At 71.2% G+C, this 26,554-nt stretch carries 28 protein-coding genes; 8 read left to right on the forward strand and 20 right to left on the reverse strand.

Features of this window, described 5'->3' with window-relative positions:
* Positions 1–68: 68 nt before the first annotated feature.
* The 6 genes from tuf to BKA15_RS12590 form a co-directional block, all read right to left on the reverse strand.
* Positions 69–1,265: an elongation factor Tu gene (gene tuf / locus BKA15_RS12565; protein WP_179751229.1), complete on the reverse strand. Its 1,197-nt coding sequence runs from the start codon at positions 1,263–1,265 to the stop codon at positions 69–71.
* Positions 1,266–1,420: 155 nt separating this feature from the next.
* Entirely contained in the window at positions 1,421–3,517 is a 2,097-nt protein-coding gene (fusA, locus tag BKA15_RS12570) for an elongation factor G (protein ID WP_179751231.1), read from the reverse strand.
* A gap of 90 nt (positions 3,518–3,607) precedes the next feature.
* Positions 3,608–4,078 carry a 30S ribosomal protein S7 gene (gene rpsG, locus BKA15_RS12575; RefSeq protein WP_179751233.1) on the reverse strand — a complete coding sequence of 157 codons (471 nt, stop codon included), beginning with the start codon at positions 4,076–4,078 and terminating at the stop codon, positions 3,608–3,610.
* The gene (gene rpsL / locus BKA15_RS12580) at positions 4,078–4,449 is read right to left on the reverse strand and encodes a 30S ribosomal protein S12 (RefSeq protein WP_152361955.1); all 372 of its coding nucleotides are present in this window, start codon (positions 4,447–4,449) and stop codon (positions 4,078–4,080) included. The genes rpsG and rpsL overlap by 1 nt, the downstream gene beginning before the upstream one ends.
* Before the next feature lie 247 nt (positions 4,450–4,696).
* Positions 4,697–5,368: an MOSC domain-containing protein gene (locus BKA15_RS12585; protein WP_179751235.1), complete on the reverse strand. Its 672-nt coding sequence runs from the start codon at positions 5,366–5,368 to the stop codon at positions 4,697–4,699.
* Between the two features lie 10 nt (positions 5,369–5,378).
* Complete coding sequence (locus BKA15_RS12590; protein ID WP_179751237.1) at positions 5,379–5,762, reverse strand: MerR family transcriptional regulator; 384 nt, start codon at positions 5,760–5,762, stop codon at positions 5,379–5,381.
* 52 nt (positions 5,763–5,814) lie between these two features.
* Here BKA15_RS12590 and BKA15_RS12595 point away from each other — a divergent pair, with 52 nt between their 5' ends.
* Both BKA15_RS12595 and BKA15_RS12600 read left to right on the forward strand, forming a co-directional pair.
* On the forward strand, positions 5,815–6,336 hold the full coding sequence (locus BKA15_RS12595) for a nucleoside deaminase (RefSeq protein WP_179751239.1): 522 nt from the start codon (positions 5,815–5,817) through the stop codon (positions 6,334–6,336).
* Complete coding sequence (locus tag BKA15_RS12600) at positions 6,333–7,226, forward strand: TIGR03619 family F420-dependent LLM class oxidoreductase (RefSeq protein WP_179751241.1); 894 nt, start codon at positions 6,333–6,335, stop codon at positions 7,224–7,226. The genes BKA15_RS12595 and BKA15_RS12600 overlap by 4 nt, the downstream gene beginning before the upstream one ends.
* Here the strand turns inward: BKA15_RS12600 and BKA15_RS12605 are convergent.
* Positions 7,223–8,323 (reverse strand): DNA glycosylase AlkZ-like family protein, encoded by a 1,101-nt coding sequence (locus BKA15_RS12605; RefSeq protein WP_179751243.1) that lies wholly within the window; start codon positions 8,321–8,323, stop codon positions 7,223–7,225. The genes BKA15_RS12600 and BKA15_RS12605 overlap by 4 nt on opposite strands.
* A 153-nt stretch (positions 8,324–8,476) precedes the next feature.
* Here BKA15_RS12605 and BKA15_RS12610 point away from each other — a divergent pair, with 153 nt between their 5' ends.
* Positions 8,477–9,232, forward strand: a complete 756-nt coding sequence (locus BKA15_RS12610; protein ID WP_218871263.1) for a DeoR/GlpR family DNA-binding transcription regulator — start codon at positions 8,477–8,479, stop codon at positions 9,230–9,232.
* The gene (locus tag BKA15_RS12615) at positions 9,225–10,409 is read left to right on the forward strand and encodes an MFS transporter (RefSeq protein ID WP_179751245.1); all 1,185 of its coding nucleotides are present in this window, start codon (positions 9,225–9,227) and stop codon (positions 10,407–10,409) included. Before BKA15_RS12610 ends, BKA15_RS12615 begins: the two co-directional genes overlap by 8 nt.
* 3 nt (positions 10,410–10,412) lie before the next feature.
* Here BKA15_RS12615 and BKA15_RS12620 read toward each other — a convergent pair whose 3' ends face one another.
* From BKA15_RS12620 to BKA15_RS12630, 3 genes are all read right to left on the reverse strand, one after another.
* A complete protein-coding gene (locus BKA15_RS12620) occupies positions 10,413–10,925 on the reverse strand; it encodes a mycothiol transferase (RefSeq protein WP_179751247.1) in 513 nt (170 codons plus the stop codon).
* Between the two features lie 74 nt (positions 10,926–10,999).
* Positions 11,000–11,311, reverse strand: coding sequence for a hypothetical protein (locus BKA15_RS12625; RefSeq protein WP_218871265.1), 312 nt, complete (start codon positions 11,309–11,311; stop codon positions 11,000–11,002).
* 16 nt (positions 11,312–11,327) lie between these two features.
* A complete protein-coding gene (locus BKA15_RS12630) occupies positions 11,328–11,702 on the reverse strand; it encodes a nuclear transport factor 2-like protein (protein ID WP_218871266.1) in 375 nt (124 codons plus the stop codon).
* 87 nt (positions 11,703–11,789) lie between these two features.
* On the opposite strand from BKA15_RS12630, the gene BKA15_RS12635 reads away from it, so the two are divergent.
* Positions 11,790–12,572 (forward strand): helix-turn-helix domain-containing protein, encoded by a 783-nt coding sequence (locus BKA15_RS12635; protein WP_218871268.1) that lies wholly within the window; start codon positions 11,790–11,792, stop codon positions 12,570–12,572.
* Here the strand turns inward: BKA15_RS12635 and BKA15_RS12640 are convergent, their stop codons facing one another.
* From BKA15_RS12640 to BKA15_RS12665, 6 genes are all read right to left on the reverse strand, one after another.
* The gene (locus tag BKA15_RS12640) at positions 12,573–13,199 is read right to left on the reverse strand and encodes a maleylpyruvate isomerase N-terminal domain-containing protein (protein ID WP_179751249.1); all 627 of its coding nucleotides are present in this window, start codon (positions 13,197–13,199) and stop codon (positions 12,573–12,575) included.
* Positions 13,196–14,266 carry a hypothetical protein gene (locus BKA15_RS12645; protein WP_179751251.1) on the reverse strand — a complete coding sequence of 357 codons (1,071 nt, stop codon included), beginning with the start codon at positions 14,264–14,266 and terminating at the stop codon, positions 13,196–13,198. The genes BKA15_RS12640 and BKA15_RS12645 overlap by 4 nt, the downstream gene beginning before the upstream one ends.
* A gap of 135 nt (positions 14,267–14,401) precedes the next feature.
* Positions 14,402–15,466 carry an ABC transporter ATP-binding protein gene (locus BKA15_RS12650; RefSeq protein ID WP_312878987.1) on the reverse strand — a complete coding sequence of 355 codons (1,065 nt, stop codon included), beginning with the start codon at positions 15,464–15,466 and terminating at the stop codon, positions 14,402–14,404.
* Complete coding sequence (locus BKA15_RS12655) at positions 15,463–16,269, reverse strand: ABC transporter permease (RefSeq protein WP_246322329.1); 807 nt, start codon at positions 16,267–16,269, stop codon at positions 15,463–15,465. Before BKA15_RS12655 ends, BKA15_RS12650 begins: the two co-directional genes overlap by 4 nt.
* Entirely contained in the window at positions 16,253–17,059 is an 807-nt protein-coding gene (gene modA / locus BKA15_RS12660; protein WP_179751253.1) for a molybdate ABC transporter substrate-binding protein, read from the reverse strand. The genes BKA15_RS12655 and modA overlap by 17 nt, the downstream gene beginning before the upstream one ends.
* Positions 17,056–17,451: a TOBE domain-containing protein gene (locus tag BKA15_RS12665; RefSeq protein ID WP_179751255.1), complete on the reverse strand. Its 396-nt coding sequence runs from the start codon at positions 17,449–17,451 to the stop codon at positions 17,056–17,058. The genes modA and BKA15_RS12665 overlap by 4 nt, the downstream gene beginning before the upstream one ends.
* Before the next feature lie 137 nt (positions 17,452–17,588).
* Here BKA15_RS12665 and BKA15_RS12670 point away from each other — a divergent pair, with 137 nt between their 5' ends.
* From BKA15_RS12670 to BKA15_RS12680, 3 genes are all read left to right on the forward strand, one after another.
* A complete protein-coding gene (locus BKA15_RS12670) occupies positions 17,589–18,140 on the forward strand; it encodes an AAA family ATPase (protein ID WP_179751257.1) in 552 nt (183 codons plus the stop codon).
* A 635-nt stretch (positions 18,141–18,775) separates the two neighbouring features.
* Positions 18,776–19,249, forward strand: a complete 474-nt coding sequence (locus tag BKA15_RS12675; RefSeq protein WP_179751259.1) for a hypothetical protein — start codon at positions 18,776–18,778, stop codon at positions 19,247–19,249.
* A gap of 178 nt (positions 19,250–19,427) precedes the next feature.
* Positions 19,428–22,343: a helix-turn-helix transcriptional regulator gene (locus BKA15_RS12680; protein ID WP_179751261.1), complete on the forward strand. Its 2,916-nt coding sequence runs from the start codon at positions 19,428–19,430 to the stop codon at positions 22,341–22,343.
* Positions 22,344–22,356: 13 nt separating this feature from the next.
* Here BKA15_RS12680 and BKA15_RS36350 read toward each other — a convergent pair whose 3' ends face one another.
* From BKA15_RS36350 to BKA15_RS12695, 4 genes are read right to left on the reverse strand one after another with little or no spacing between them, the layout of a single operon-like run.
* On the reverse strand, positions 22,357–23,160 hold the full coding sequence (locus tag BKA15_RS36350) for a sulfatase family protein (RefSeq protein WP_312879683.1): 804 nt from the start codon (positions 23,158–23,160) through the stop codon (positions 22,357–22,359).
* The gene (locus tag BKA15_RS34840; protein ID WP_218871275.1) at positions 23,073–23,867 is read right to left on the reverse strand and encodes a sulfatase-like hydrolase/transferase; all 795 of its coding nucleotides are present in this window, start codon (positions 23,865–23,867) and stop codon (positions 23,073–23,075) included. Before BKA15_RS34840 ends, BKA15_RS36350 begins: the two co-directional genes overlap by 88 nt.
* Before the next feature lie 11 nt (positions 23,868–23,878).
* Positions 23,879–25,885: a serine hydrolase domain-containing protein gene (locus tag BKA15_RS12690; RefSeq protein WP_179751262.1), complete on the reverse strand. Its 2,007-nt coding sequence runs from the start codon at positions 25,883–25,885 to the stop codon at positions 23,879–23,881.
* Positions 25,882–26,496 (reverse strand): TetR/AcrR family transcriptional regulator, encoded by a 615-nt coding sequence (locus tag BKA15_RS12695; RefSeq protein ID WP_179751263.1) that lies wholly within the window; start codon positions 26,494–26,496, stop codon positions 25,882–25,884. Before BKA15_RS12695 ends, BKA15_RS12690 begins: the two co-directional genes overlap by 4 nt.
* Positions 26,497–26,554: the final 58 nt, after the last annotated feature.

The raw sequence follows: 26,554 nt of genomic DNA on the forward strand, positions 1-26,554 counted from the left end.
CACCTTGCGGGAAAGACAAGGCCCCGGTCCGCTGCTGCGGACCGGGGCCTTGCCGGATGATCAGTTGATCACTTGATGATCTTCGTGACCCGGCCGGCGCCGACGGTGCGGCCACCCTCGCGGATCGCGAACTTGAGCTCTTCCTCCATGGCGATCGGCTGGATCAGCTGAACCGTCATGTCGGTGTTGTCGCCCGGCATCACCATGTCGGTGCCCTCCGGCAGCTGAACGACGCCGGTGACGTCGGTCGTCCGGAAGTAGAACTGCGGGCGGTAGTTGTTGAAGAACGGCGTGTGACGGCCGCCCTCCTCCTTGCTCAGGATGTAGACGCGCGCCTCGAACTCCGTGTGCGGAGTCGTGGTGCCCGGCTTGATGATCACCATGCCGCGCTCGACGTCCTCGCGCTTGGTGCCGCGGAGCAGCAGACCGACGTTCTCGCCGGCCTGGCCCTCGTCAAGCAGCTTGCGGAACATCTCGACACCAGTGACCGTGGTGGTCTGCTTGGTCTCGCGGATGCCGATGATGTCGACGGTCTCGTTGACCTTGACGACGCCGCGCTCGATCCGGCCGGTCACCACGGTGCCACGGCCGGTGATCGTGAAGACATCCTCGACCGGCATCAGGAACGGCTTGTCGACGTCACGCTCCGGCTGCGGGATGTAGTCGTCCACGGCCTTCATCAGCTCGAGGATCGACCCCGCCCACTTCTCGTCGCCGTTCAGCGCCGGGAAGGCCGCGACCTTGACGATCGGCGCGTTGTCGCCGTCGAATTCCTGGCTCTCGAGCAGCTCCCGGACCTCGAGCTCGACGAGCTCCAGGATCTCCTCGTCGTCGACCATGTCGCACTTGTTCAGCGCGACGACGATCGCCGGAACGCCGACCTGACGCGCGAGCAGCACGTGCTCACGGGTCTGCGGCATCGGGCCGTCGGTCGCCGCGACCACGAGGATCGCGCCGTCCATCTGAGCCGCGCCGGTGATCATGTTCTTGATGTAGTCGGCGTGACCCGGGCAGTCGACGTGAGCGTAGTGCCGCGCCTCGGTCTGGTACTCGATGTGGGTAATCGAGATGGTGATGCCCCGCTGCCGCTCTTCCGGCGCCTTGTCGATGTTCTCGAAAGCTTCGGTGTTCGGGTTGCCGACGGGATCGTGGTCGTGGAGCACCTTCGAGATCGCCGCGGTCAACGTGGTCTTGCCGTGGTCGATATGCCCGATGGTGCCGATGTTGACGTGCGGCTTAGTCCGCTCGAACTTGGCCTTTGCCACTTGGGCTCCTTCTGGGTTTGTCGCCACGCGGTAGCGGGGCGCATATTTCTATCGGTTCTGCTAGGTCGGACACTGCTTGATCGGACACAGCTTGATCGGACACAGCCCGGCCTAAGTGTTGTGGTTGTGCGCTTTCAGGTCAAACCGTCAGGAATTCACTCGCCGCGGGACTTCTGAACGATCTCGTCGGAGATGTTCTTCGGCACCTCGGCGTAGGAGTGGAACTCCATCGTGTAGCTCGCCTGACCGGAGGTCTTGGACCGGAGATCGCCGACGTAGCCGAACATCTCCGAGAGCGGAACAAGCGCGTCGACGACCTTGTTCCCGTGCCGCTCCTCCATCTGCTGCACCTGGCCGCGACGGGCGTTCAGGTCGCCGATCACCGTACCGAGGTAGTCCTCCGGCGTCGTCACCTCGACCGCCATCATCGGCTCCAGCAGCGCCGGGTCGGCCCGGCGCGCGGCCTCCTTGAAGACCATCGAGCCGGCGATCTTGAACGCGAGCTCGGAGGAGTCGACGTCGTGGTACGCACCGTCGGTCAGCGTGACCTTGATGTCCTCCACCGGATAACCGGCCAGGACGCCGAACTGCATGGCCTCCTGGATGCCCTGATCCACCGACGGGATGTATTCCCGCGGGATCCGGCCACCGGTGATCCCGTTGACGAACTCGTAGCCCGAGCCGGCCTCCTGAGGTTCGAGGTCGATCAGCACCTTGGCGTACTGACCCGAACCACCGGACTGCTTCTTGTGCAGGTACTCGACCTTCTCCACCTTGCGGCGCAGCGTCTCCCGGTAGGCCACCTGCGGCTTGCCGATGTTGGCCTCGACCTTGAACTCACGCTTCATCCGGTCGATCATCACCTCGAGGTGAAGCTCGCCCATGCCGGCGATGATCGTCTGGCCGGTCTCCTCGTCCGTGTGGACGCGGAAGGTCGGGTCCTCCTCGGCCAGCCGCTGGATCGCGACGCCCAGCTTCTCCTGGTCCGACTTGGTCTTCGGCTCGATCGCCTGCTCGATCACCGGCGCCGGGAAGTCCATCGACTCCAGCACCACGAGGTTGTTCGGGTCGCACAGCGTCTCGCCGGTGGTGGTGTCCTTCAGACCCATCACGGCGACGATCTGCCCGGCACCGACCGACGCGATCTCCTCACGCTTGTTGGCGTGCATCTGGTAGATCTTGCCGATCCGTTCCTTGCGCTGCTTGGTGCTGTTCGTCACCTGCGTACCGGCCTCGAGCCGCCCGGAGTAGACCCGGACGTAGGTCAGCTTGCCCAGGTGCGGGTCGGCCGCGATCTTGAACGCCAGCGCGGCGAACGGGTCGGTGTCGCTCGGGTGACGCTCGATCTCCACCGTCTCGTCGCCCGGCTTGAAGCCGATGATCGCCGGGATGTCCAGCGGCGCCGGCAGGTACGCGATGACCGCGTCCAGCAACGGCTGCACACCCTTGTTCTTGAACGCGGAGCCGCAGAAGACGGCCGTGATCGCGCTGGACAGCACCGCGCGGCGGACGGCGTGCTGCAGCTGCTCCGCGGTGGGCTCGTCGCCCTCCAGGTACAGCTCCATCAGCTCGTCGTCGTGCTCGGCGACCAGCTCGATCAGCTCGGCGTGCGCCTGCTCGGCCTGCTCCTTCATGTCGGCCGGGATGTCCTCGATCTCGTAGTCCTCACCGATCGCGGTCTCGCCGCGCCAGGTCAGGGCCCGCATCTGGACCAGGTCCACGACGCCGATGAAGTCGGACTCGGCCCCGATCGGCAGCTGCATGACGGCCGGAACCGCGTTCAGCCGCTCCTTGATCGTCTTCACGCAGAAGTCGAAGCTGGCGCCGGTCCGGTCCAGCTTGTTGATGAAGCAGATCCGGGGCACGCCGTACCGGTCGGCCTGGCGCCACACCGTCTGGCTCTGCGGCTCGACACCGGCGACACCGTCGAACACGGCGACCGCACCGTCGAGCACGCGCAGGTTGCGCTCCACCTCGATGGTGAAGTCCACGTGCCCGGGCGTGTCGATGATGTTGATCTGGTGGTCTTTCCAGTGACAGGTCGTCGCGGCGGACGTGATCGTGATGCCGCGCTCCTGTTCCTGCTCCATCCAGTCCATCGTGGCCGCGCCGTCGTGGACCTCACCGATCTTGTAGTTGATCCCGGTGTAGAACAAGATCCGCTCGGTGGTCGTGGTCTTGCCCGCATCGATATGGGCCATGATCCCGATGTTGCGGACCTTGCCCAGGTCAGTCTTGATCTCGACGGCCATGGGGACGCGTTCAACCTCTTCTTTGTACGAAAATTGCGGTGCCCCAGATGCCGGAACGGATCCGGCACCGGGGCGGTGGGGGTGCCGCTGTTACCAGCGGTAGTGGGCGAAGGCGCGGTTGGCCTCGGCCATCTTGTGCGTGTCCTCGCGACGCTTGACCGCAGCGCCAAGCCCGTTCGAGGCGTCCAGCAGCTCGTTCATCAGCCGCTCGGACATGGTCTTCTCGCGGCGCTGCCGGGAGAAGGAGATCAGCCAGCGCAGCGCCAGGGTCGTCGACCGGCCCGGCTTCACGTCGACCGGCACCTGGTAGGTGGCGCCACCAACCCGGCGGCTCTTCACCTCGAGGGCGGGGCGCACGTTGTCCAGCGCCCGCTTGAGCGTCTGCACCGGATCGACACCGGTCTTGGCCCGGGTGCCCTCCAGGGCCGAGTACACGATGTTCTGCGCGATGGTCTTCTTGCCGTCGACGAGCACCTTGCTGACCAGCTGACTGACCAGCGGCGAGCCGTACACGGGATCGACCATCACCGGGCGCCGCGGGGCGGGGCCATTGCGGGGCATTACTTCTCCTTCTTCGCGCCGTACCGGCTGCGAGCCTGCTTGCGGTTCTTGACACCCTGCGCGTCGAGCGAGCCGCGGATGACCTTGTAGCGGACACCCGGAAGGTCGCGCACCCGGCCGCCGCGAACGAGCACCATCGAGTGCTCCTGCAGGTTGTGGCCGACGCCGGGGATGTAGGCGGTGACCTCGACCCCCGAGGACAGCTTGACCCGGGCGACCTTGCGCAGAGCCGAGTTCGGCTTCTTCGGTGTGGTGGTGTAGACGCGCGTGCACACGCCCCGCCGCTGAGGCGAACCCTTGAGCGCAGGCGTCTTCGACTTGCTCACCTTGTCTGCGCGGCCCTTCCGGACCAACTGCTGAATTGTGGGCACCGCTGAATATCTCTTTCTGTCACCGGATCTGGGGGTGCGCCCTGCCAGGGAGACCCGGCCGGACAGCTGTGCGAACACGCAGGATCACGGGGATCAAAGCCGGGCACGCACCAAGATTCGGGCAAGCCCGAACACAGTGGACAAGGTTATCCGGTCAGTCCTCGCCGGTCAAAGCGCGCGATGTGGCGCCGTGACCAGGGGCTTTCCGAGATCCAGCTTAGGCGCGCGGAGCAACCCCGTCCGGCCGTCATCCGAGGGAGAACGTCTCGCCGCGGGACGCCATCCCGTGCAGCTCGTCGCCCAGGTCTTCGCGCCCCGCAGCGAGCATGCCGGGCAGCAGTTCGGGCGCGTCGATCAGCGCCGCGAAGGCGTACGCGATCGTCACGTCGTGGTCCGGCCGGTGGATCACCTCGATCGGGTCGCCGGCGCTCAGCTCGCCCGCCTCGATGATCCTCAGGTACGTTCCCGGCCGCCGGTCCCGGACGAAGTGCTTCAGCCAGCCGCGTTCGCCGGTCCAGCCGCGGAACGTCGCACACGGGATCCGCGGCGACGTCACCTGGACCACCACCTGGGCGCCGATCCGCCAGCGCTCCCCGATCCGGGCCTCGTTCACGTCGATCCCGCCAGTGGTCAGGTTCTCGCCGAAGTAGCCGTGGGCCAGTTCCCGGCCCAGCCGTTCCGACCAGGCGGCCAGGTCCTCCCGCTGGAACACGTAGAGAGCCTGATCGTCGCCGCCGTGATTCTTCCGGTCACCGATGAAGTCGCCGACCAGGCCGCTGCCGAGCCCGCCGTGCTTCGGCCCGGGCGGCCGGACCTGGACCGGTCCGTCCACCGGCCGCTTGTCGATCCCGGTCGACACTTCGGCCTTGTACGGATTCGGCGCCGCCCGCCCGACGTTGATCGACGCTAGATATCCCACCCGGCCGAGCCTACGGTTCAATGCCCTGCCGGTCCGACGGAATTTTCTCGGGTACGGCAGCCAGGTCGACGATCACCCGCTCCAGCGCGGCGGCCGTCCGGGTCAGCTGATCGGCCTCGGCGAGGATCCGGGCCCGTTCCTCACCGAGCCGCCGGGCCAGATAGGGCGTCCGCAACGTCGGGTCGGTGAGGCACGGCAGCACGTCCAGGATGGCGCGGCTGCCGAGGCCGGCGTCGAGCAGCCGGCGGATCAGCGCGACCCGCTCCACGGCCCGGGCGTCGAACACCCGCTGCCCGCTGCTGGTCCGATTCGCCTCGAGCAGGCCCTGGCTCTCGTAGTAGCGGATCGACCGCACGCTGGCCCCCGTACGCGTCGCCAATTCCCCGATCCGCATGGCATCATCCTCCCTTGACCCTGACATCGACGTCAGGCTCTATCGTCCCGGCATGACCCAGGATCTGATCCCCAGCGGCTTGACCGAACTGCTCGACTCGACCTTGCCCGAGACCGAACTGCTGGCGCGCACCGTACGGCTCGCGGAGGAGCACGCCGCTGCCGGCCACCCGCCGTTCACCGCCGTCGTGGTCCGGGACGGGCGGGTGATCGGTGTCGGAGCCAACCGGATCCTGATCGACTCCGATCCGGCCGCGCACGGAGAAGTGGAGGCGATCCGGGACGCCGGGCGGCGCGCCGGGCTGGAATCGCTGACCGGGTCCGTGGTGCTCTCCAGCTGCGAGCCGTGCGCGATCTGCCGGACCGTCGCCGCGGCCGCGGGCGTGACCGAGATCGTGTACGCGGCCGGCCGGGAGCTGGTGCCGGCCGAGATCGACTCGAACCCGGAACGCACCGGCGCGCTGATGGATGCCGTCGCCGAACTGGTGCCGGGGATCGCGCGGGCCGGCGAGTCCGGGCTCTCGGCGGAGGAGCTGGCGACGCCGTTCGCGGTCTACCTCCGGACGCTCGGATGACCGGGGTCAGGCTCGGCCTCAACCTGCCGAACTTCGGGCCGGAGGCCGAACCGGCGGCGATGCTCGGCTGGGCCCGGTTCGCGGAGGAGGCGGGCTTCGACCTGGTCGTCGTGTCCGATCACGTCGCGCCGACGCCCGAGGTGGCGGCGACCTATCCGATGCCGTTCCACGACCCGTTCGTGCTGCTGGCCTGGCTCGCCGGGCAGACGTCGACCGTCCGGCTCGGCACGTCGGTCGTCGTGCTGCCGTACCGGCATCCGTTGCACACGGCCCGGATGAGTGCGATGGTGCACGACTACAGCGGCGGCCGGTTCGTGCTCGGCGTCGGCACCGGCTGGGCCCGGACCGAGTTCGCGGCGCTCGGGCTCGATTCGGCGGTACGGGGACGCACCACGGACGCCTATCTCGACGTGATCACCAGGGCCTGGGCCGAGCCGCTGGTCAGCGCGGACGCGGCCGGGCTGAGCTTCACCGACGTCGCGACGGGGCCGAATCCGCCCGGCGGAGCGCTGCCGCTGTGGGTCGGCGGGCAGTCGCGGGCGGCGATCCGGCGCGCCGCCCGGTACGGCAGCGCCTGGCACCCGATCAACCCGGAACTCGGCTGGCTACGCGACACCGGCCTGCCCGCGCTGGTCGCCGAGGCCACCGCGACCCGGCGCGAGATGCCGTCGCTCACGGTACGGATCAAGGCCAGGCTGCAACCCGACCCGGCACCGGCCGGTCGCCCGCTCGGCGTGGGCACGCTGGACCAGGTCGTCGCCGATGTCCGAGCCTTGGTCGACCTCGGCGCCGCCGAGGTGGTCCTGGACACCAATCCCGACCAGCCGTGGCCCCGCGACTACGCCGCCGAGCAGCGCGACCTGGCCCGGCTGCGGGACGCGCTCGGCTAGTCGGGCAGGGCCAGGTCGACCCCGAGCCAGTCCGCGAGGTCGCCGAGCTCGCGGTACACGTTGGCGGTCATCAGCCGGCCGAACCGTACGTCCTGGTGGATCGCGTCGACCCGGAGCACGCCGAGCTTCCGGTCCGTGGTCGCGTCGACCTTGCCGATCAGCCGGTCGCCGTACAGGATCGGCATCGCCCAGTAGCCCCAGCGCCGCTTCGCCGCCGGCTTGTACATCTCCAGCTGGTAGTCGAACTCGAACAGGTCGGCCATCCGCTTCCGGTCGAAGATCAGCCGGTCCAGCGGGGACAGGATCGCGACCCGGCCGCGGAACTCGCCGCCGAGATAGGCCGGGTCGACCCGCCACTCCCCGCGCACGCCGTCGATCAGGGCCGGCTCCCCGGCCTCGCCGACGTCGTCCGGTTCGACCATGCACTCGGGAGCACTGGCCCGCGCGATGCCCAGTGCGCGCAGCCGGCGCTCGTTGCGGATCCGGCGGGCCTGGTCGCTCGGGACCGGCGGCTCGTCGGGATAGACGCGTTCGGCGAGATCCCAGAGCCGGTCCCGGCCGCGCCGGCCCGCGGCGGCGACCTCGCCGCGCAGCACCAGCAACTCGAGCATCATCGCCAGGTTGCGATTGTTGTTCCAGCCGGAGGACTGCCAACCGACGATGCAGGTGTCCGGCAGTTCGTGCCGGGTCAGCGGCCCGTCCCGGCGCAACTCGGCGAGCACGTCGCGCCGGAAGCCGTCGTTGGCCGCCAGCCATTCGACCGGGCGCTGCCACGGCTCGGCGCCGGGCCAGGCGTTCAGCTCGGCGCGGTAGAGCGCGATGTCCTCGGGCGGCCTGAGCATCCCGCGGAGATCGATCAGTGCGAGTTCGTCGACCGCATTCGGTACGGCGTCGCGCGGGCAGCCGGAACCGAGCCGGCTCCACACCACCAGCCCGGGGTTCGGCGCGACCGCCTTGGTCGGGTCGTCCTGGAGCAGGGTCAGGTGGCGTACGGTCCCGAGCAGGTCAGCCGGCCTGGTTTCGTCCGCCGGCGCCGCATCCAGCAGCTGGGCCCGGACCGCGATCCGGCGCGCGTCCTGCCGGGACAACTGGTGCACGCCGTCAGGGTAGCCCGACCCTTCATCGTCCGAAATCAAGCGCACTTCGGCCGGAACGACGCCGATTCGGCCGGATTCCACGCGAGTGCGCGGGATTTCGGTCAGTCCAACCCGTCGTGGACAATCGCACACCGCCAATGTTTGAATGAACACGTGGAGAGTGCGAATCGGCAGGAGGTGATCCTGCGCGGCCTGCGGGACCGGGGGCGGGTCTCGGTGGACGACCTGGCGCAGGAACTGGACTGCTCGACCATGACCGTCCGGCGTGACCTGGACCGGCTGGCCGGGATGGGCCTGCTCCGGCGGGTGCACGGCGGGGCCGTCACGGGCTCGACGGCCGACGAGACGCCCTACCCGGTCCGGTCGGCCACCGCCGTCGACGCCAAGCGGCGGATCGCCGCGGCTGCCGCGGCCATGATCAGCGACGGCGAGACCGTACTCGTCGACGGCGGGACGACCGCGCTCGAGGTGGCCCGGCTGCTTCATGATCATCGGCTGACCGTGACCCCGCTGAGCCTGCAGGTCGCGGCCGAACTGGGCCGGGCCGGTGGGATCCGGTTGATCATGCCGGGCGGCGACGTCCGGCCGGTCGAGCAGTCCTTCGTCGGCCCGCTGACCGTGCACGCGCTGGACACGTTGCGGTTCGACACGGCCGTGATCGGCTGCTGCGGCATCGACGCCGAGGACGGCCTGACCGGGCACGACCTGGACGAGTCCGCCGTGAAGGCGGCCGCGATCGCCGCCGCCCGGCGGACCGTCGTCGTCGCCGACGCGACCAAGTGGGGCGCCGGCGCGTTCGTCCGGTTCCACGACCTGTCCAAGGTCACCACCGTGATCACCGACGACGCGGCACCGACCGACCAGACCGCCCGCCTCGCCGAGCGCGGGATCGAGGTGCAGCGTGTCTAGCGCGGTCGCTGCGGTCGCTCCGTTGATCGCGAAGAAGGCCCGCCGGGCCGACTCGATGATCTTCGCCCTGAACGCGCTGCTCTACGCGGCCTGGACGCCGCACATCCCGGCGATCAAGGACCGGCTCGGGCTGCATGAGGGGACGCTCGGGCTGGCCCTGCTCGGTGCGCCGGTCGGTGCGCTGATCGCGGTGATCGTCACCGGCCCCGCACTTTCTCGCTGGGGCAGCGTCAAGATCCTCCGGATCACCATGATCGGCTTCGCCGCCTCCGCGCCGTTGGTCGGGCTGGCCGACTCGTTGCCCGCCTTGTTCGGCGCCTTGGTGATCTTCGGCGCCTTCCAGGGTTCGATGGACGTCTCGATGAACACCCAGGCGGTGACCGTCGAGCATCGGTACGGCCGGCCGATCATGTCCAGTTTCCATGCCATCTGGGCGATCGGGGCCGCCGTCGGGGCGGGGCTCGGCTCGCTGGCGCTCGCGATCGACGCACCACTGGCGCTGCAGCAGGCCGCGCTCGGCGTGATCATGGTGGCCGGCATGATCGTGCTGGGTCGCTGGCTGTACGCCGACGATCACGTACCCGAGGCGGAGCCGGGCCGGACCGACACCGGACGGCGGCTGAGCTGGCTCAGCCCGCGGCTGATCATGATCGCCGCGATCATGTTCGCGGCCCTGCTCTGCGAGGGTGCGGCCGCCGACTGGGCCCCGCTCTATCTGCGTGATCATGTCCATGCGCCGGAAGAACTGGCCGGACTGGCCTACACCGCGTTCGCGTTGGCGATGTTCGTCGGCCGAGCCTTCGGGGACCGCTGGGTGGCGCGGTTCGGCGGGGCCCGGGTGGTCGCCGTGCTGGCGGCGGTCGGGGCCGTCGGGCTCACCGTCGGACTGTTGTCCGGCCACACGGCCGTGGTGCTGGCCGGCCTTGCCCTGTACGGGCTCGGGATCGCCTGCATCGTGCCGGTCTGCCTCAGCGCCGCCGCCGTCGAGGCCGGCCGGACCGGTTCTCCGGCCGGGCCCGCGCTGGCCCTGGCCGACGGCACCGGCCGGACCGGGTTCCTGCTCGGCCCGACCCTGATCGGCGGCCTGGCCCACGTCACCTCGTTGCCGCTGGCCCTCGGCGTGCTGCCGGTGTTCTGCGCCGGCATCGTGCTCGCCTCGCGCGTCCTGCGCCGCTGATCGCTACTCGCCGGTGCGGTCGTCGATCAGCTCGCGGACGACGTCGACGTGGCCGGCATGGCGGGCGTACTCCTGGAGCAGGTGGAACAGCACCCAGGCCAGCGTCGGCGGTTCGCTCCCCTCGGTCCGGGACCGGGCCGACTGCTCCGACAGCTCGTGCTCGGCGACCAGCCGCCGGCTCCGTTCCACCTCCTGCCAGAACGCCGCCCGGACGTCCTCGGCACTGGTCCCGGCCGGAACCGCCCAGCGGCCCGCGTCGAGATCCCAGTCGCCGCGCGGCAGCTCGTCGCCGAGGCCGAGGAAGCCCCACTGGAGCCAGCGCCGCTCCACGAAGAGGAGATGGTGCAGCAGCTCCAGCAGGGACCAGCCGGACGGCAGCACGGCCCGGCGCAGATCCTGCTCGGACAGCCCGTCGACCTTGGCCCAGACGATGTCGCGGTAGTAGTCGAGATACTGCCGCACCAGCTCACCGGCGTCGGTCAGGTCGGTCGGCGGCTCGGCCCGTTCCTCGATCATGCCGACAGCCTAGGAGGCCAGCGAGTTCCGGCGGGCGTAGGCGTCCCGGCAGTTCTCGGCGCAGAAGCCGTACGTCACTCCGTCATGATCAAGCGTGATCGCCCGCGGGCCGAGCCGGACCAGCATGCCGCAGACCGGGTCGACGACCCGGCCCGCCGGGATCGCGCGACCATGATCGAGATTGGCCAGGAACTCCTCGGTGAGGTGGTCCAGTCGTCCAGTTCGCGGAAGCCGAGGTGGGTCATCGCCCGGGCCCGGCGCATCGTCCCCTCCGGTACGTCCTCGTCGCCGGTCGTCAGCAGCCCCGCCACGATCGTCTCGGCCAGTTCAGTCCGGTCGACCTCGGTGAGCCCACCGCGCGGACCGATGATCTCGATCAGGTTCATGATCAACTTCTCCGGCTCAGTGGTGGGCGTCGGGGTCGAAGCCCTCGGGCGCCTGGTCCAGGAAGGTGGTCACCGCGGCGACCCGGCCGTCCGCGGCGACGGTGATCACGTCGGAGCCGGCGGCGAACCTGCTGCCGCCGACGGTGATCTCCCAGCGCAGCCGGGCCCGGTCGTGGTGGGTCTCCGGTTCCTCGGTCGCACGGACGGCGACCGCGTCGAAGTGGTCACGGAACTGGTCCCGGAAGTCGATCAAGGCGGCCGGGCCGGTGAGCACGCCGACCGGGGCGGCGTACTCGACATCGTCGGTGAGGGCCTGTTCCGCCGGTGCGGCGGCGTTCAGGAAGGCGAGGTAGGTGTCGACGGCTTCTCGTACTGCTTCGTTGGTGATCATGACGTCGATCCTGCGTCGCCGGTGGCGGCTGGTCGATAACCTCCGAGGTCATTGCGTACGGACTCAGGATCCGGGCACGCTGGCGCCATGATGGTCACCACGGAACCGGTCGGCACCCTGGTCCGGCGCTGGCGGGAGCGGCGCCGCCGGTCCCAGCTGGACGTCGCGATCGCGGCCGAGCTGTCCACCCGGCACCTGAGCTACATCGAGACCGGGCGGTCCCGGCCGAGCCGGACCATGATCGAACGGCTCTGCGAGGAGCTGGAGGTGCCGCTGCGGGAGCGGAACACGCTGCATCTGGCGGCCGGCTTCGCGCCACCGCACGCCGAGCGGCCGTTCGATGATCTTGGTCAGGCCCGGGATGCGGTCCGGGCGGTCCTTGCCGGCCACGAGCCCAATCCGGCGTTGGCGGTCAACGTCCGCTGGGAACTGCTGGACGCGAACCGGGCCATGCACACGTTCCTCGGTGACCTCCCGGATCACCTGGCCGGGCCGCCGCTGAACGTGCTCCGGGCCACCCTGCACCCGGACGGCCTGGCGCCTCAGATCCTCAACCTGACCCAGTGGCACGGCCAGGTCCTGCGCCGGGTCCGGCGGCAGATGGAGCGCACCGCCGATCCGGGCCTGGCCGAGCTGTATCAGGAACTGGCCGGCTATCCGGTCCCGGAGGAACCGGAGCCGGCCGTTCCGGCACCGGAAGTCGATCTTGTGCTGCCGTTGCGGATGATCACCGACCACGGCGAGCTGGCGCTGCTCTATGCCACCACGGTCTTCGGCTCGCCGCGCGACGTGACGCTGGACGAGATCGCGATCGAGACGTTCTTCCCGGCCGACCGGGCCACCGCCGACCTGCTCCGCGCGCTGGGCTGACTACCGGATCACCGGGAGCACAGGATCCTCGGACCGGCCGCTGGCCGCCTCGATGAACGCCGCCGAATCGGGCACCTCCGCCAGCAGCCGGGCCGTCTCCGCCGCGGCCGAGGCCGGCGCGTCCGGCGGCAGCCCGAGGGCGTGCTGCAGGTCGTACAGGTGCACCGTCGCCTCCATCAGCGCGATCCGCAGCGCCTCGGCGAGCATGATCGACGCCGGCCCGCCCTGCCACGGAAAGATCGTGGCGCCGGGCGTCTCGGCGAGCCAGCCGGTGGCCGCGCGGGCGTCCTCGGCGAAGGCCGCCAGCAGCCGCTCCTGCCCGAGGGCGGTCACCTGCCGGCGGGCCCCGTCGGCGACCGCGGCGGCGACCTGCTCCACCTCCGGCGAGCCCGGCACGTTGTAGCCGCGGAGCACGTCGACCGCGGTCACCACCGCCCCACCGGGCGCCTCAGCCGGCCGGGTCCGCAACGCGATCGGATAGCCGGCGTGGTGGGCGAACAGGGCTTCGATGTCCCAGCCGTCGCACCGGGTCGGCCGCCTCCAGTCCGCCTCGGTGAGCGCCGCGCCGAGCTCCGCCCAACGCTCCCAGCACGCCGCCAACGCCGTCACTCTGTCCGGATCAGTCACGCCTCCGAGATTAGGAGACCGGCGAGGAAGATCAACAAGCGTGACCTGGCGGCCAGGCCCTGATCGCTGAGCTGGTCGGCGGCCGCCAGCAGGGCGTCGATCCACCAGCCGAGCCGGAGCTGGTTGGAGATGATCATGGAGCGCCGCACCTGGTCCGGGTCGCCGGTCCAACCGGAGTCGATCAAGGCCTCCAGGTACGCACTCGTGAGGGTCCGCCAGGCGTCCGCGGGATCGACTGCACCCTGCGGTTCCAGGGTGAGCGCGAGGTGGCCGGCGTCGTGCCCGACCGGGCCCGGGCCGACGTAGGCCCAGTCGATCACCACCACCGCACCGTCGCCGGCCCGGCCGATGTTGCCGTTGTGGAAGTCGTGATTCGCCAGCAGGGCAGGGAATTCGGCCAGCCGGCGGGCGATCTCGGCCGGTTCGGTGACCCGGGCTGCGACCACCATGCGCAGTTCCGGGGCGAGCCCGCGCTCCAGCGCCGACGGCCAGGCCGGATGGGCCAGGGTGCGGGCGTTGTCGAGCTGCTGCCGCTCGACGTGGCGGGCGATCCAGTCACCGGTCAGCCACGGCTGATCATGGTCGGCGTTCGCGACCTGCCAGCGGGCGAGCCCGGCGACCGCCTGCCGGCAGGCTTCCAGCGAGCCCGGGATGCCGGACAGTTCCTCCAGCCAGAGATCACGGCGGCCGTCATGATCATCGATCTCCGCCCGCGGGGTACGGACGTCCTCGATCCACCCGGTCCGGGCCAGGTCGGACGCGTAGAACGCGGCCTCCTTCCCCCACCACTGCGGATCCGCCGGGTCGGCCCGGAGTCGCCAGGCCGGGAACGTGCCGAGGTGCATCGGTCCGGTCCGCTTGACGATCACCGACGCCGGCCCGTCGCCGCGGCGCTGGTCGGCCGTGACCCGCCACATCCCGCCGTTCGGGTAACCGAGGTCACCGCCCAGCCGCTCGGCCGTCCAGGTCGTGCCGTCCGCCGCCCCGGTCAGCCGGGCCAGCGTCTCCGGCGGCGGCACCGGCCGAAGCTCCCCGAACCGCGGCCGCTGTTCCGCCTCCCCGGTCACGTACGCCTCCCTCCAGCATGGCCCCCGCAGTTTTTCACGTCCCGTGAAAAACTGGCGCAATACCACAGAAGCTTCTCTGGTATTGCGTGAAGAAACATGGTGAAGAAGGTGCTTCGGCGGGTCGCACGGGCCCGGTCAGCGCGGATAGCTGGTGATCGCCGACGCCTTCACGCTGGCCCAGACCCGGGATCCCGGCTCCAGGCCGAGTTCGGCCACGGCTTCGGGGGTGACTTCGGCGAGCACGGCGCTGCCCGGGCCGGGCACGTCGGCGACCTCGACCCGCACCTCGTCCCCGTACGGTTCCAGGCCGGCGACCCGGGCGTGCCAGAGATTGCGCGGGGTGCCGATCGGGCGTTCGGTGAACAGGGCGACCGCATTCGGCGGGAAGGCCAGCTGCACGGGCCCGGCCGCCGGGTGGGCCAGGTGTACGGTGCCGGCCGGCTCGATCCGGACGGTCGTGCCGGCTGCCGTACCGGAGAGCAGGTTGAGCCCGACCAGCCGGGCCACGTAGTCGGTGGCCGGGTGCCGGGCGATCTCGGCCGGGGTGCCGGACTGCACCGGCGCGCCCGCCTCGATCACCACGACCCGATCGGCCAGGACGGCCGCGTCGACCGGATCATGGGTGACCAGGACGGTGACGCCGCCGAAGGCGGCCAACCGGCGCCGGAGTAGGCCGCGGACCTCCAGCCGGGTCCGGGCGTCCAGCGCGGCCAGCGGCTCGTCGAGCAGCAGCAGCTCGGGATCACCGGCCAGGGCCCGGGCCAGCGCGACCCGCTGCGCCTGACCGCCGGAGAGCTGCCGCGGCCGGACGGCGCCGAGGTCCGCCAGCCCCACCGACGCGAGCAACTTCGCCGCCAACGCCCGCGCCTCGGCCTTCGAGCGGCCCCGGCAGCGCGGCCCGAACGCCACGTTGTCCAGCGCTGACAGGTGCGGGAACAGCAGATAGTCCTGGAACACGACGCCGATCGGGCGCCGGTGCGCCGGCCACTGGCGGGACGGGTCGGCGAGCCGCTGCCCGGCCAGGTCGATCCGGCCGCCGTCCATGATCAACAATCCGGCGAGGGCACGCAGCGCGGTCGACTTGCCGGCCCCGTTCGGGCCGAGCAGGGCGACCACCTCGCCCGGCTCGGCCCGCAGCGGCAGGTCGAGCCGGAACGTGCCGCGGGACACCCTCAGCTCGGCGTTGAGTCCGTTGATCACCACCGCGCCACCCAGCGTCCCCGGAGCAGCACCAGCACGGCGATCGACACGGCGAGCAGCAGTACCGACAGCAGCAGCGCCGCGTCCGGGTCGGTGTTCAGCGCCAGGTAGACCGCGATCGGCAGTGTCTGGGTGCTGCCGGGCAGGTTGCCCGCGAACGTGATCGTGGCGCCGAACTCGCCCAGGGCGCGGGCCCAGGCCAGCACCGCGCCGGCCGCGACACCGGGCCCGATCAGCGGCAGGGTGACGCGGCGGAACACGGTCAGCGGGGTCGCGCCGAGGGTCGCGGCGGCCTCCTCGTAGCGGCGATCGGCGGCTCGCAGCGAGCCCTCCACCGACAAGATCAGGTACGGCAGCGCGACGAAGACCTGGGCCAGGACGACCGCGTACGGGGTGAACGGGAAGGCGAACCCGGTCGCCTCGTAGAGCGGCCGGCCGAGCAGCCCGGACCGGCCCAGCACCGTGAACAGGGCGACCCCGCCGACCACCGGCGGCAGCACCAGCGGCACCGTGATCAACGCCCTGATCACGCCGGCCCCGGGCAGTCCCGGCCGAGCCAGCAGCCAGGCTGCCGGCACCCCGAGCAGCACCGCGATCACGGTCGCGGCGGTCGCCGTGATCATGGACAACCTCAACGCAGCAAGGGCATCCGGGCCGGTGATCAACTCGGGCAACCGGCCCCACGGCGCCCTGATCAGCAGGCCGAGCAGCGGCAAGATCAACATCAGCAGGGCCAACGCGGCCGGCACCGCGAGCAGCATCGGGATCCGGGACGGCGCGGCCCGATCAGGATGGCGAGGCAAAGCCCGCCCTGCTCAGGACGGCCTGCCCCGCCGGCCCGCGGACGTAGGCCACGAAGGCCGCCGCCAGCGCCGGGGTGCGAGACTCGGCGAGGACACTGATCGGGTACGTGTTCACGGCCGATGCCGCCTCGTCGACGTCGATCCCCTCGACGTCTGCGCCGGCCGCGATCACGTCGGTGCGGTAGACCAGCGCGGCGTCCACCTCACCGAGCCGCACCTTCTGCAGGGCCGCTTTGACGTCCTCCTCCAGCGTGTCCGGCCTCGGCTCGATACCGGCCGCCCGGAACACCTGCTGCGCCGCCGAACCGCACGGCACCCAGACGGCGCAGAGGGCGATCCGCCGGGCCGGGTCGGCGAAGTCGGCCAGCCCGGTGATCTTGGCCGGGTTGCCCGGCGGCACCGCGATCTGCAACGTGTTGGTGACGAACGGCTGCGGGTCGGCGGCCAGGTTCGCGTCGGCCACGGTCTGCATCGTCGACTCATTGGCCGCCGCGAACACGTCGGCCGGCGCCCCGGCTCTGATCTGGGTCGCCAGGGTCGCGCTGGACCCGAAGCTGAACGTGATCTTGGTCCCCGGATTGGCCGCCTCGAAGTCCGCCCCGATCGTGGTGAACGGCTCGGTCAGGGACGCCGCCGCCAGCACCGTGAGCTCGCCCGTCGGCGCCCCACCCGGCGCGGTCGGGGCGCCCGGCGCGGTCGGGGCGCCGGCCCGGGATCCGGCCGGCGCGGCACACGCCGCCAGGGCCATGATCATCAGCACCGCGAGCGCCGTACCCGATCTTCTGATCATGCGTCGGGCACCTCGACCACGACATTGGTCGCCTTGATCGACGCGGTGGCCAGGACGCCCGGCTCCAGCCCGAGCTCGCTGGCCGCCTCGGCCGACATCAGCGACACCACCCGGAACGGCCCGCACTGCAGGTCGACCTGGGCCATCACCCCGTCCTTGACCACCTTCGTGACCAGCCCGGTGAAGCGGTTCCGGGCGCTCTCGGCGACCGACGCCCCGAGCGCCGGAGCGGTCGCCAGTTGCTGGGTCAACGCGGCCAGGTCCGCTCCGTCGATCATGGTCGGGCCGTCCCCGTTCAGGGCGCCGAGGCGGCCGGTGTCGATCCAGCGGCGGACCGTGTCATCGCTGACACCGAGCAGAGTCGCTGCCTGAGAAATCCGATACTTCGGCATAGATCGAGCATAATCTCCGTACCTGCGGAACTTTGAGCCGAGCTCGGTTCCGAAGCTTCGCTCGCCAACGGAGCGGCCGTTCCGGTTCTGCGGAGACCCGGTTCAGTTGCGGAGAGCGGTGGTGAAGAATAACGCCCGTGGGGGAGCCAGATCAGGGCGGAACGGGCGGCCGGGTGATCGTCATCACCGGAGCGATGGCCGCGGGGAAATCGACGGTCGCAGAGCTGTTGGCCGGCCGGTTACCCTGCTCCGTCCACATCAGGGGCGACGTGTTCCGCAAGATGATGGTCAACGGCCGGGCCGACATGACGCCGCAGCCGACGCAGGCCGCGCTGGACCAGCTTCAGCTCCGGTACGAGCTCGCCGCGCACACCGCCGACCGCTTCGCCGACCAGGGCTTCGACGCGATCGTGCAGGACGTCATCATCGGTCCCGACCTGGCCGGCTTCATCGACCAGATCCAGACCAAGCAGCGCTACCTGGTGGTGCTGTCGCCGACCGTCTCCGCGCTGGAGATCCGGGAGGCGCAGCGGGCCAAGGAAGGCTACGGCAGCTTCTCGCCGAATCAGCTGGACGAGCTGCTGCGCCGGGAGACCGCCCGGATCGGCTACTGGCTGGACTCCAGCGCGCAGACGCCCGACGAGACCGTCGACGACATCCTCACCAACCTCGACCAAGCCGCCGTCTGACCAACCGCCGACCGGTCACCAAAGCAGCCGTTCTGGCGGCGTGTCGCTGCACTTGTGCCCGGTCGGCAAACTTCTTCCTTCCTTCCTGGTACGGATTCGGGCCGGGGACCTGCCGGGAGCCGGGGGCCGGCACAGGGGACCGATCTTCACGCTCACCCGGAGCCGCCCTGCGCGCGCCCGGCGGCCGCAATCCGGGGTCAGCGCCGAAGCAGCAAGATCATCCCCCGAACGTGAGCGAGACCGGGCACCGAACGGCATCGCACGAAGCCCGCGGAATCGGTGCAAACCGCAAATTCTCCGGTCGCCAGCGGTACGTCCTTCACCGAGTGGACGATATGGGCCACCCAACTGGATGGCGATGCGGTCAAGGCGTCCGCTCAGCGTGGACCGGCAGGGCGCGGACCGCAAGATCTTCGGTGTAGCGGCACGACACCTCGGCCCGCACCCGTCTCCCGTCCGTACCGCACCGCGCCGTCGTCTCCCCCCGCCGTATCGAGCCGCCGGCACCTCCACGGCGAGACGGGTTCAGCCGCGGTGCTCCTCGGCGGCCGCCTCGTCGTCGATCACCCGGCCGCCCCGGAGCCCGGCACCTCCTCCGTACCGGTCGCGCCGCCCCGTCGCCGACGCCGGAGCCGTTGTCCAAGACCGCGAGGACGCCGATCGAGATGATGTTGTTGGCGATCGGCGACCACATCATCGGGCCGAACGGGTCCCGCGCGTTGAGCACCTGGCCGGCCAGAGCGGTCGCGTCGGCCGCGGCGCTCGGCGCCGGTTCAGTCCGGCTCGCCCCGAACAGCCGTCGCCCGCGCACCCCACGGCACTCACCGCTCGTCCGTCCGTTCCGCCGGCATCTCCACCGCCCCGCCGAATCGATCCGCCGGCACGCGCACCGCACCCCATCGCTCGTGGGCGCCAAGCCGGGCCGCAACGCCGCCCGCGCCGCATCAGTCCCGGCCCGGACCCTGCTCCGCCAGCCGCTCCGGGTCGCCGGCCGGGAACAGCGCGCCGAGCTGGTCGGTGTCGCCGTCGCGGAGCAGGTCGAATCCGCCGCAACTGCCGTCGCGGGAGACCGTTCTCTGCCTGATGAGCGCCAGTTGCGTCCGATCTGAGCAGGCTCCCCTTCAGCGCCGGGAACGCCACCGGTCCGCAACCCAACGCTGCGCCACGACCCAGGTCCCGCCGACCGGGCACAACCGCAGCGACACGCCGCCAGAACGCCTGCTTTTGTGCCCGGTCGGCAGAGTAAATCGGGGCGTGATTGTCGGTGGTCTGGGACATGATGGGGCCGTGACCGTGACTTCGCCGGCGTCCCCCTCGTTCTCGGAGCGCGGGCGTCCGGACGCGCGCCCACTCGTCGGCCGGGAGCGGGAGCTGGCCCGGCTGCTCGAGCTGCTCGGTCTGTCCACCGGCCGACCCGGCGGGCTGGTCGTGCTGTCCGGAGACGCGGGCATCGGCAAGTCGCGGATCGTGGCGGCGGCGATCGGGGCGGCCGGCGAGCGCGGCTGGCGGGTCGCGCTCGGCCAGTGCATGGATCTCGGCCGCAGCCCGCTGCCGTACCTTCCGTTCGTCGAGCTGTTCGGCCGGCTGACCGGGACCGAGGAGGGCCGGCAGCTCCTGGAACGGCACCCCGGCGTGCGGCCGCTGATCGCCCGTTCGGTGGACGGCACGGCGCCCGAACCGGACCGCGGGGTGTTGTTCGAGTCGGTGCACGCGATCCTGACCGACCTGGCCGGCGCGCGGCCGCTGCTGCTGGTGATCGAGGACGTGCACTGGGCCGACTGGTCCAGCCTCGAGTTGATCAGCTTCCTGCTGACCCGGCCGTTCCCGGCCCCGGTGTCGATGATCGTCACTTACCGCTCGGACGATCTGCATCGCCGGCATCCGCTGCGCCCGGTCGCGACGGGCTGGATCCAGTTGCACACGGTGGAGCGGCTCGAGCTCGGCCCGCTCCCCGACGATGCGGTACGAACGCTCGCGACCAACCTGCGCTCCGGGATGTCCGACGTCGAACTGGCCCGGGTGATCGACCGGGCCGAGGGCAACGCGTTCTTCACCGAGGAGCTGGTGGCGGCCGGCACGGTGCCCGGAGGGGTCCCGGACGATCTGGCGGACCTGTTGATCCTGCGCCTCGATCAGCTGGAGCCGGCGGCCCGGCAGGTGGTCCGCTCGGCCGCGGTGGCGGGCCGGCGGGTCAGTCACGAGGTGTTGCAGGCGGTCACCGAGCTCGACCCGGCCGAGCTCGATCTGGCCCTGCGCAACGCGGTGGAACGGTTCGTGCTGGTCAGCGACCGCTCGGATACGTACGCGTTCCGCCACGCCCTGCTCGCCGAGGCCGTCTACCAGGACCTGCTGCCGGGCGAACGGGTCCGGCTGCACGCCCGCTACGTCGCCGCGCTGCGCGACCACCCGCGGGCGACCGCGGCCGACCTGGCCCGGCACGCCCGGGCCGCGCACGACCACGCGACCGCGATCACGGCCGGCCTGCGGGCGGCCGAGGAGTCGCAGACGATGGGCGGCCCGGACGAGGCGGTTCACCACTATCTCGTCGTGCTCGAGCTGCTCGCCGATCCGCAGGTGGAACCGGCGATCGCCGATCCGGTCGACATCACGGTCCGCGCGGCGACCGCCGCGGTCTCGGCCGGGATGCCGGAGCGGGGGGTCGCACTGGCCCAGGACCAGCTGTCCCAGCTGCCCCCGGACGCCGATCCCCTGATCCGGGCCCGGCTGCTGCAGTCGCTCGCCACGGCGGCCATGCTGACCGACCTCAACATCAACGTCCTCGCCCTCACCACCGAGGCGATGACGCTGGTGCCGGCCGAGCCGGACAGCGAGTTGCGCTGCCGGGTGCTGCGGTCGCACGCGCAGGTCCTCGCGGACCGGTATCGGCACGACGAATCGACCCGTTGGGCCGAGGAGTCGCTGGCGATGGCGGAGCGGCTGGGTCTGCCGGAGATCGCCACCGACGTGTCCGCGCTGCTGGCCAAGCTGCAGGACCGGCTCGGCAACACCGAGGCGTCCCGGGCCGCGCTGCGCACGATCGTCGCCGACGCCCGGGCCCGCGGCGACGCGACCGAGCTGCGGGCGCTCTATCACCTGGCCGGCATCCATTACGAGCTGGGCGAGGTGGCCGAGGCGCTCGAGCTCTACCTGGCCGGTGCCGAGCGGGCCGCCGAGACCGGCCGCCGGTACGCGCCGTACGGGATCGACGCCCGGATCATCGCCGGCGTCGCCGCGTACACGCTCGGCCGCTGGGACCAGGTGCTGGAGATCGTCGACACGACCGGCGAACGGCCGCCGATGGTCGCCGACGCCGCGCTGGCCGCGATCGAGATGTACGTGGCCGCCGGCCGGGGCGAGCAGGCGGGGTTGGCGCTGCTCGGCCGGGCCGGGCGGGCCACCGGCACCGACGCCGTGGTGTCGCTGCACGCCGGCGGCGCCGCGATGGAGCTGTACGGGCAGACCGGCGATCTGGACCGGGCCTGGCACCAGTACCGCACGCTGACCGACGAGATCGACGCCGCCTGGACCGACGTCCAGGCCAAGATCAGGTTGAGCGCGCTGATCCTGGGCATCGCCGCGGACCACGTCGGCACGACGCCGGCCGAACGGCAGCGGTGGACCGACCGCGCGGACTGGCTGCTGGGCCAGGTCGAGACGATCGTCCTCGACGCCGAGGCGCGCCGGCCGCTCGGCGTGGAGAGCCGGGCCTGGGTGCAGCGGTTCCGCGCCGAACGGCTTCGGCTGGACCAGCGGCTCGGCCTGCCCGTCGATTCGGCCGCGCTGGTCCAGGCCTGGCGGGCCGCCGTGGCCGGGTTCGAGGACTTCCCGAGCGTTCCGGAGTTGGCCCGGAGCCGGATCCGGCTGGCGGCCGCGCTGCGGCTGGCCGGTGCCGTCGAGGAGGCGGGGCAGCTGGCCGCCGCGGCCCGGGCCGTCGCCGAGCAGCTCGACGCCCGCCCGATGCTCGCCGAACTGTCCGCGCTCGCCCCGCCCGACCGGTCCGGCGGGCCGGGTGTCCTGACCCCGCGTGAGCAGGAGGTGCTCGCGCTGGTCGCCGAGGGCCTGAGCAACCGCGAGGTCGGGCTCCGGCTCACGATCAGTACGAAGACGGCGAGCGTGCACGTGTCGAACATCCTGACCAAGCTCGGCGCCGGCACCCGGACCGAGGCCGCCGCCCTGGCCCGCCGCCGCGGCCTGCTCGGCTGACCCGGGCCGTGCCTCAGGCGTCGGCGATCCGCGGGTACGGGCTTCGCTCGCGAGCCACCTCGGCGTTGACCAGGCGCTCCATCAGGCCGGCCCGGACCGAGGCGTAGGCCGGGTCGTCGAACCGGTTGCGGTGCTCGCCCGGATCGTCGGCAAGATCGAACAGCTCGCCGTACGGCTGATCACGGTGGATCGTGATCTTGTAACGCTCCTCGACGTAGGTGCGCAGGTGCACCCGGGTCGGCTGGTGCCGGTTCTCCACGAAGACATGATCACGAACCGATTCGGTGGCGCCGGTCCAGACCGGCCGTTGATCAACTCCCTGCATCCACAGCGGTACGTCGAGCCCGGCCGCGGACAGGAACGTCGGCGCCAGGTCCACCAGGCTCTGCAGCCCGGCCACCCGCAGCCCGGCCGGGACGCCGGCCGCGCGGACGATCATCGGGATCCGGATCAGATCCTCGTAGTGGAAGGCGCCCTTGGCGATCAGCCCGTGCTGCCCGAGGAAGTGTCCATGATCAGTGGTGAACACGACGATCGTGTCGTCGGCGATCCCGAGCCGGTCCAGCGCGGCGAGGATCCGGCCGATCCCGGCGTCGACGAAGCTGATCATCCCGTAGTAGATCGCGACGTTGCGGCGCAGCTCCGCCTCGGTGATCAGGTGTGACCGGAATCCGTGGTTCGCGTACCGAGTCTCCCGCCAGGCCGAGAAGTCGGGAGAGGGTTGCTGGGTCAGGCCGAACAGGGCGGCATCGCCTCGAGCTCGCCGGGTTCCAGGCGGCCGACCGTCACGTCGGCCGGGTCGTGCAGCGACGCCCAGGGCTCCGGCACCAGATAAGGCGGGTGCGGGTCCTGGAAGCTGGCCCAGGTGAAGAAGGGCCGGTCCTCCGCCGTCGCGCGCTCGATCGCGGCGACCGAACGCTCCGCGACGAACGTCGTGTAGTGGAACTCCTCCGGCAGGTCCCAGCGGTGGCGTCGGCCCGGCTCCTGCTGCTCGGATCGGAAATACTCCCGCCAGTTCGGCAGCCCCTGCTCCTCCATCCAGAGCGCGTAGTGCTGCCCGGCCCAGGCCTCGTCGGCGTGGTTGCGGGCCAGTTCGACGTGCTCGAAGCCGTAGTGCGGGCCGTGGTAGCCGCGCCAGAAGTCAAGATCACGAAACCGCGGCGGCGCCTCCAGCGACGTCTGCTCGGGCGTCGAGGCGAGCGGCTGGAAGTGCGCCTTGCCGATCAACGAGGTCGCGTAGCCGGCGTTGCTCAGCAGCCCCGACACGGTCGGCCGCTCCTCGTCCAGCTTGGTGCCGATGGTCCAGCAGCCGTGACTGGACGGATACTGCCCGGTGATGATCGAGGACCGGGACGGCGAGCAGAGCGGGTTCGGGCAGTAGGCCCGGTCGAACAGCGCCCCGTCGGCCGCCAGCCGGTCGAGGTTCGGCGTCGACAGCGCCGGCGTACGGACACCGAGGCACTCGTAGTGCTGCTGGTCGGTCGTGATCAACAGGAGGTTCGGACGGGCGGTGTCCGTGGTCATGCTCCGGAAGGTTAGTAGGTCAGATCGGGCGAGAGCAGCCCGGCGGTCCAAGCGGCCCAGCCGAACGCCAGCAGGGCCACCATGATCAACAAGTTGCCGATCGCGCTCCACACTCCGCCCCGGTTGCGGAGCGTCCCGATCAGCTGCAGCAACGCCGGGACCACGGCCAGCACCGGGACGAGCGTCAGCACCTGCAGTGCCCGCAGCACCGGTTCCGGGGCGGGCACGAAGGACCCGATCAACGAGATCACGGCGACCCAGCCCAGCGTTGCGAGCGGTACGGCGAGCAGGCCGAGGTGGGTGAGCGTCCGGAGCCGGCGCCGGGCGACCGACCACTCCGCCAGGCTGACGCCGTGCCGCCGGCGGACGATCGCGCCGATCGGCCAGGCCAGCAGCACCAGCAGTGCCCAGCCGATCGCGCCGATCGCGACCGGGAGGACGGCCTGCCGGTCCGGCGGCATCGGCAACAACACGTGCGCGGGGTCGTACCCGATCGCCGTCACCCGCCCGTCCGCCACGTCCATGGCCAGCCGGAGCTCCCCGCCGACCTCCTGCCACACCCAGCCGTCCTCGGTGACGCTGACCTCCCGGAGCCGCAATGGGTGTCCGCCGGAGGTGGCCACGATCGGCAGGCTGATCGTCCCGTCCCCGTTGTCGGTCACCGTTATCGCGGAGATCACCGAGGCGGCCCGGAAGAACGTGCTCTCGCCCCGTCGCGAAAACTGGTACGAGCCGGCGGCCCGGGCGGCGTGCTCGGCCGAGGTGGCGGTCGCCGCGGGCGCGGCGGCCGCCGGGCCCGGGTGGTAGCGCTCGACGAAGCCGGTCAGCAGCGCGGTCCGCAGGGTGGCGGCCGAGTCCCCGGCCCGGCCGGTGCTGTTGATCGAGACGAAGATGCCGGTGCCCAGCTCGGGCAGTACGGCGAGCTGACTGTGGAACATCGCGGTGTCGCCGCCGTGGGCGAGGACCCGGTGGCCCTGCAGTTCGTACAGGAAGAAGCCGAGGCCCATCTGGTCGGCCAGCCCGAGGCCACCGAGCGACTCGGCGACAGCGGGCCGGCCCATGGCGGCCAGGCTCTCCGGCCGGAGCAGTGGCGGCGAGTTCCCGGCCGGGGTGCCGAGCAGGGCCAGCATGAAGAGACCAAGATCGTGCGCGGTGGCCGACATCGCCCCGGCCGGCGCGGGCCCGATCGTCTCGAAGCCGGCCGCGGATGCGCCCACGGCGGGATACCCCTGCGACATCCGGCCGGCCAGACCCTCCGGCAGCGGCTGATCGAAGCTCGAGCCGGACATCCCGAGCCGGTCCAGCACCCGGTCCCGGGCATAGTCCCGGTAGGGCGTGCCGGTGACCCGCTGGACGACATAGGCGGCCAGCGCGTTGGACCAGTTCGAGTACGCCGGCACGGTGCCCGGCCGGTACAGCTGTTCGGGCTGGTCGACCGCGACCTCGGTCCGCAGGTCCGGCTCGGGCGTGCCGGGCGCGAGCAGCACGCCGCGGCCGCGATCCTCGTACCCGGCGGTGTGACTGAGCAGGTGCCGCAACGTCACCGGCTCGTCGAAAGCCCGCTCCAGGTCGAAGTCGAGGTACGTCTGCACGTCGGCGTCCAGGTCCACCTTGCCGGCCTCGACCTGCTGCATCACGGCGACCGCGGTGACCAGCTTGGAGACCGACCCGATCCGGAACAGCGTGCGCGCCGGGTCCACCGGGACCGGCGGCCGCTCGGCCTCGCCGAGGTCGGCGGCACCGTAGCCGCGCTCGGTCAGGATCCGCCCGTCGGCCACCACCGAGACGGTCGCTCCGGCCAGGCCCTCCCGCTCCAGCGCGGTCGGCAGCATCCCGTCCAGCCAGTCATCGACGTCGGCCTTGGTCAGTTCCGCGGACACCCGTGGCGCGGTCGGCGGCGTGATCACCGGGCCGGTCGCCGGCGCGGCACAGCCGGCCAGGGTGAGCGCCAGCAGCGCGAGCAGGACCGGGACCGCCGTGATCATGGAACGGGATCGTCGGGGCGGGGCGATGATCACGGCTTCTCCTCGGTATGCGTCGGCGGGAGGACCAGGTCGAGGATCCGATCCCCCGCCTCGGCCAGGCCGGTCGCCCGGACCCGGCTGGCGCGCAGGGTGCTGAAGCCGGCCTGGGCGACGATGTACAGCTCGGCCCGGGTCCTGGCCTCCGGCTCGCCGAGTTCCGGGTCGAGCCGCCGGAACGCGTCCCCGAGCAGGCCGCAGGCCGTCTCGAACTGCTCCGCCAGCCGTTCGGCGACGGCGGGGTTGCGGGAGGCCTCGGCGGAGATCTCGACGCTCAGGACAACGTGCTCCACCGCCGCCGCCGCGGTCCGCCGCAGCGTCTCGCCGAGCAGGTCCCGCAGCTGCTGGAAGTCGGGATGCTCGCCGAGCACCTGGGCCGTGGCGCGGTCGTTGGCCAGCGTCGCCTCGGCGATGATCGCCTCCTTGTTCGGCAGGTACTGGTACAGCGAGCCGACGCTCATCCCGGCCTCGGCCGCGATCTGTTGCATCGAGGTGCGGTGGATCCCCTGCCGGGCGAACAGGGTCGCCGCCGCGCGCACGATCCGGTCCTGCTGGCGCCGGCGGCGTGCCTGGACCGCCGGGCTGTCCTTGCCGGGTTGCGGCGCCATCGATCTCCCTGATGATGCGAATGAAGGTTCACTCACATCATGGCACAAACTCAGTGGA

The organism is Microlunatus parietis (assembly GCF_013407955.1).
GTDB classification, from domain to species: Bacteria; Actinomycetota; Actinomycetes; order Propionibacteriales; family Propionibacteriaceae; genus Microlunatus; species Microlunatus parietis.